The sequence below is a fragment of the Candidatus Omnitrophota bacterium genome (assembly GCA_016929445.1).
GTDB lineage: Bacteria > Omnitrophota > Gorgyraeia > JAFGIU01 > JAFGIU01 > JAFGIU01.
In genome coordinates this window covers 1-4,871 of record JAFGIU010000015.1, presented here as the reverse complement: position 1 = coordinate 4,871, position 4,871 = coordinate 1, and the positions used below count along the sequence as shown (strand labels likewise).

Sequence of the window (4,871 nt, the reverse complement as noted above, 5' to 3'; positions counted from 1 at the left end):
TTGTGTGGTGGTGAGTTCGGACAACGAGGTCAAACACTATGCGCGCACGCACCAGGCGGTGTGGATGAGCGCGGACGAACTCCAGGCCCTCATGCAAAAGGGGCAGGGGGGCGGACCGTCCGCCCCGGCATCCCTGAAGAAAGATCGCCGCATCAACCCGCGCGAGATCCGTCAGATCAACGACGAGCTTTGCCGTGAATGGGGGATTGAATGAAACCCGGAGAGACCTGCAGGACAATTTCCTCTGAGCCTGTTTTTGACGGGCAACTTCTTCATGTGCGTGTCAGGAAGCTGGAGATGCCTGGCGGCAGGATCGGGCACCGGGAGGTCATCGAACATCCGGGTGCTGCGGTGATGCTGGCCATGCCCGATCCTGAGCACGTGATTCTGGTGCGCCAACACCGGGTGGCTCCGGATGGATGGATCTATGAGATTCCTGCCGGCACCCTGGACCCGGGGGAGACCCCGGAGCAGTGCGCGTGCCGGGAACTGGCCGAGGAGATCGGTTTTTCCCCAAAGCGCGTGAAAAAGGTGCTGGAGTTCTACCCCTCCCCGGGTTTTAACACGGAAATCATGTATCTGTACCTTGCCACAGAACTGGAGCCCGCTCTTGCCAAGCTGGATGAGGACGAGCACCTGGAGCCTGTCCGGCTTAGCGTCAAAGAGGCTCTCCGGATGCTCGATCAGGGCGAAATTGTCGATGCCAAGACCCTTATTGCCCTGTATTGGCTGGCGCGCCGGAATAGCCTATAATATCCCTCTCTATATTCAGCGGAGAATCCGTGTTTTCAGCAGCCGGAGGGTGCCTGTTCGGCTGCCGGTCAGGGCCTCGCATCCCCACCAGGCTAAGTAGATAGGAGTAACGCATTATGACTCAGAAGAATACCGAGCCCGTGATCAAAGAAGTGGATAAAGAAAAAATCGAGAGAACACGTGCCTTGGATCTTGCCTTGGCTCAGATCGAAAAGCAATTTGGCAAGGGCGCTATTATGAAGCTCGGCCAGAACGCAAATTTTGATATTCCGGCCATTTCCACAGGAGCCCTCTCTTTGGACATGGCATTGGGAATCGGCGGAGTCCCGCGTTCGCGCGTAGTCGAGATCTTTGGCCCGGAGTCCGGCGGCAAGACCAGCCTTTGTCTGAGCATTGTGGCCCAGGCGCAGAAGGCCGGCGGTGTGGCCGCATTTGTGGATGCGGAACACGCCCTGGATCCGAGTTATGCCAAGAAGATCGGCGTCAACCTGGACGACCTGTTGATCTCCCAACCCGACACCGGCGAGCAGGCTCTGGAAATTACCGAGACTCTGATCCGTTCCAATGCCGTGGATGTCGTGGTCATTGACTCCGTGGCCGCCCTTGTTCCCAAAGCGGAAATTGAAGGGGAGATGGGCGACGCGCACGTGGGTTTGCAGGCCCGGCTCATGAGCCAGGCCCTGCGCAAGTTGACGGCTGCGGTGTCCAAGAGCCGAACTTGCTGCATCTTCATCAACCAGCTCCGCGAGAAGATCGGCGTCATGTTCGGGAGTCCGGAAACCACCCCGGGCGGCCGCGCCCTCAAGTTCTACAGCTCCGCGCGCATTGATTTGAGGCGTATCGGGAGCATTACCTTGGGCGACGAAATTATAGGCAATCGTGTGAAGGCTAAGGTGGTGAAGAACAAGCTGGCTCCTCCGTTTCGTGAGGCCCAGTTTGATCTCCTGTTCGGGGAAGGGGTTTCCCACATAGGCAGCATCATGGATATTGCCCAGGAAGAGGGCATCATCACCAAAAGCGGGAGCTGGTATAACTACGGTGAACAGAGGCTGGGCCAAGGCCGTGAGAACGCGCGTATCTTTTTGAAGGAAAATCCCAAACTCGCGACGGAGATTGAGAGTAAGACCCGTACCATGGCGTTGGAGACTAAATAATGTTGCGCAGGGCATTGCTGTCTGCTCTTATGCTTGCGGCATGTCCCTGCGCTTTTTCTTTTGCCAGTAATCCTCCGCCGGCTGCGCTGCAGGTGGAACAGGCATTTACGGATGTATCCGCGGAGATCGGTCCGGCTGTTGTCAGCATCAGCGTGCAGATTACGCAGCGGATCCCGGTCTACCGGTCTTACGGGGACCGGTACGGCAGGGACCCTCTGCTGGATCGTTTCTTTGAAGAGTTTTTCGGCATCCCCTCGGAGAGGGAGTTTACCCGGGTGGGCCTGGGTTCCGGCGTGATCATTGATACAGAAGGCCACATTCTCACCAATGAACACGTGGTCCAGGGTGCGGACCGGATCACAGTGACTCTGGGGGATGGCCGGGAGTTTGAGGGCACTGTCAGCGGAGTGGATTCGCGCACGGATTTGGCGGTGGTGAAAATCGATGCCGGAAATCTTCCTGTGGCCCGCCTCGGGGATTCGGATAAGGTGCGCATCGGCCAGTGGGCTATTGCCGTCGGCAACCCCTTTGGATTTGCGGTGCTCAACCCCGTTCCCACGGTGACCGTGGGTGTGGTGAGCGCGGTCAATCGCAGTCTGCCGCAAACAGGCTCGCGCAACCGCAATTATGTGGGATTGATCCAGACCGATGCCTCCATCAATCCGGGCAATAGCGGCGGCCCGCTGGTGGACATCTACGGCCAGGTGATCGGGATCAATGTGGCGATCTTCAGTACCTCCGGAGGTTCCGAGGGGATTGGTTTTGCCATCCCCATCAATATGGCCAAGCGGGTGCTTGACGATCTCAAGCAAGGCAATGAGATCCTCTACGGGTGGCTGGGAGTGCAGATCCAGAATGTGGATCAGGAGTTGGCCGACTATTTTGGCCTGCCGGACACGCAGGGGGTGATGGTCGTCGAAGTGCTTCCGGGCGGACCTGCGGTAAAAGCGGGATTGGCGGCCGGTGACGTGATTCGCGAATATGACGGGCACAGGGTCACGGATGTGTCTTCGCTGATCGAACGCGTCAACATGACCCAAGTGGGCTCCAGTGCGGCTTTGCAAGTGTACCGGGAGGGGCGGAGCTTTGGGATTTCGGTAAATATCGGAGTGCGGCCTGAGCAGGCGGCGCTTCTGGAAGAAAAAATGGAATCCGCCCAGGAGTTGATGTCGGACACCTGGTATGGAATTCGTGTTGTGGAAATGACGCCGGATGTGCGCGCGGCTTACGCGGTCCAGGAAGAAAGCGGAGTCGTCGTTGTAGAGGTCGAGCCCGGGTCTCCCTGTGACAAGGCGGGGCTCCAAGTGGGGGATGTTGTACGCGGAGTGGATCGCCGTTCCGTGTCCACGCTTGAGGAATTCCGCAGGGCCGTCAAGGAGTGTTCGGACAAGGCTCTGATTCGGACAGGCTACGGCTTTGTGCTTGTGAAATCCGGCGAATAACCCACCCGGTCCAATGCCCGAAGAGACGAACGACACATCAATGGAAAAAGCGCGCAGCGTGGCTTTGCGTCTTTTGAAACGGCGGCCCCGCAGCCGCTGGGAGCTCCAGAGTTCCCTGCAGGGGCGGGAATACAGCGCTCCTGTCCAAACGCAGGTCTTGGACGAACTCGAAAAGGCCGGTCTGATTGACGACGAACGCTTTGCGCGTTATTGGACGGAGCACCGGGTTCTCGAAAGACAAACGGCGTTGCGGGCCATTGAAACGGATTTGCTTCAAAAGGGATTGGACGAGGCCTTGGTTCAGAAGACTTTGAGCCGGGTTGCCGCAGACGTGGACGAAAGACGTTTGGCCAGCGAATGGGTGGAACGCTGGCGCGCATTGCTCTCGGGCTCTGAGACGGACAAGGACCGGGCGCGTTGGAAACGGCGTCTGATGCAAAGAGGATTTTCGGAAGAAGATATTAACGCCGCACTGTCATTCCCGCGAAAGAGGGAATCTACTTGAAAGCCTGAAACAACTGGATCCCCGCCTGCGCGGGGATGACAAATTACTATGAACACAAACGAAATCCGGACACGCTATCTGAAATTCTTTGAAGCCAAAGGGCATCGCAGGCTGCCCAGCGACTCCCTTGTGCCGGAGAACGATCCCACCCTGCTCTTCACCGGCGCGGGTATGAATCAGTTTAAGGCCCAATTCATGGGCGAAATCACGGATTACACGCGCGCGACCACCAGCCAGAAGTGCCTGCGCACAGGCGATCTGGAAAATGTGGGTAAGACCTCCTCGCATCACTCCTTTTTTGAGATGCTGGGCAATTTCAGTTTCGGGGACTATTTCAAGGAAGAGGCCATTCGCTGGGCTTGGGAACTCCTGGTCGGGGACTTCAGGATTGATCCCGCGCTTCTGTGGATTTCTGTCTACGAACAGGACGAGGAGGCTTACAGGATCTGGAAAGAGCAGATTAAGGTGCCGCAGGACCGCATCCTCAAGCTCGGCCCCAAAGAAAATTTTTGGCCTGCGGATGCGCCGGACAAAGGGCCGAACGGGCCTTGCGGCCCTTGCTCCGAGATCTTCTTTGACCGGGGAGAGGCCAAAGGCGAGGAGCGTTTGGTAGAAATCTGGAACTTGGTCTTTACCCAGTTTGACCGTAAAGACGGCGGAGCCCTGGACCCGCTTCCGAACAAAAACATCGATACAGGAATGGGTCTGGAGCGCATGGCTGCGGTCATGCAGGGGGTGGACACGAATTTTGAAATTGATCTGTTTGCCCCGATCCGGCAACGCATTTTGAAGCTGGCCGGCGGCGCAGGACTCCGGGAGCTCGGCCCCAAGGTGAGGGATCTCAATGCCATTGCCGATCATGTGCGGGCGGCTGCCTTCTGTATCAGCGACGGAGTGATCCCCGGGAATGAAGGACGCGGGTATGTGATCCGCAAGCTTATCCGCAAGGCGGCGTGGCACGCGCGCATGCTGGGTGTTGAAGGACTTTTTCAGTCCGAAGTGGCTGCAGCCGTGGTC

At 57.7% G+C, this 4,871-nt stretch carries 6 protein-coding genes; all 6 read left to right on the top strand.

Translation table 11 applies throughout. The features are described from left to right. Positions 1 to 214: hypothetical protein (locus JW937_01905; protein MBN1586165.1), on the top strand; the 214-nt coding region annotated here is incomplete at its 5' end. After that, positions 211 to 753, top strand: coding sequence for an NUDIX hydrolase (locus tag JW937_01900; protein MBN1586164.1), 543 nt, complete (start codon positions 211 to 213; stop codon positions 751 to 753). The genes JW937_01905 and JW937_01900, both read left to right, overlap by 4 nt. Before the next feature lie 116 nt (positions 754 to 869). Continuing rightward, a complete protein-coding gene (gene recA, locus JW937_01895) occupies positions 870 to 1,907 on the top strand; it encodes a recombinase RecA (GenBank protein MBN1586163.1) in 1,038 nt (345 codons plus the stop codon). After that, the gene (locus JW937_01890; protein MBN1586162.1) at positions 1,907 to 3,349 is read left to right on the top strand and encodes a Do family serine endopeptidase; all 1,443 of its coding nucleotides are present in this window, start codon (positions 1,907 to 1,909) and stop codon (positions 3,347 to 3,349) included. Before recA ends, JW937_01890 begins: the two co-directional genes overlap by 1 nt. A 13-nt stretch (positions 3,350 to 3,362) precedes the next feature. Further along, positions 3,363 to 3,854, top strand: coding sequence for a regulatory protein RecX (locus tag JW937_01885; GenBank protein ID MBN1586161.1), 492 nt, complete (start codon positions 3,363 to 3,365; stop codon positions 3,852 to 3,854). Between the two features lie 48 nt (positions 3,855 to 3,902). Next, the coding region (locus JW937_01880) for an alanine--tRNA ligase (GenBank protein MBN1586160.1) at positions 3,903 to 4,871 on the top strand (969 nt) is incomplete at its 3' end.